General features: G+C 64.7%; 1 protein-coding gene. It reads left to right on the top strand.

The window, feature by feature from the left end; translation table 11 throughout:
* On the top strand, positions 1-536 hold a 536-nt coding region (locus DAI20_RS20215), incomplete at both ends, for a citrate/2-methylcitrate synthase (protein ID WP_306766481.1).

Genomic DNA, 536 nt, shown 5'->3' with positions numbered 1-536 from the left:
CTGCACTACCGCGGCTACGACCTCCTGGACCTGGCCAACCCCAGCGAGTTCGCGGAAATCGCCTACCTGCTGGTGCACGGCAAGCTGCCGACCCGCGCCGAGCTGGTCTCGTACAAGGCCAAGCTGAAGTCGCTGCGTGGCATTCCTGCTGCGGTGAAGGCGGCGTTGGAAGAGCTGCCGCCGTCGGCGCATCCGATGGACGTGATGCGCACCGGCGTGTCCGTGCTTGGCTGCGTGGCGCCGGAGAAGGATGATCACAACCATCCGGGCGCGCGCGACATCGCCGACAAGCTGATGGCCTGCCTCGGTTCGATGCTGCTGTACTGGTACCACTGGAGCCACAACGGCCGCGCCATCGACGTGGAAACCGACGATGACTCGATCGGTGGCCACTTCCTGCACCTGCTCCACGGCGAGAAGCCGCAGGAATCGTGGGTGAAGGCAATGCACACCTCGCTGATCCTGTACGCGGAACACGAGTTCAACGCCTCGACGTTCACCTGCCGTGTCATCGCCGGCACCGGCAGCGACATGTA

This window comes from Planctomonas deserti, assembly GCF_003067705.1.
GTDB lineage: Bacteria > Actinomycetota > Actinomycetes > Actinomycetales > Microbacteriaceae > Planctomonas > Planctomonas deserti.
The sequence above is the reverse complement of the archived record's forward strand: the minus strand, read 5'-3'. Positions and strand labels throughout refer to the sequence as shown.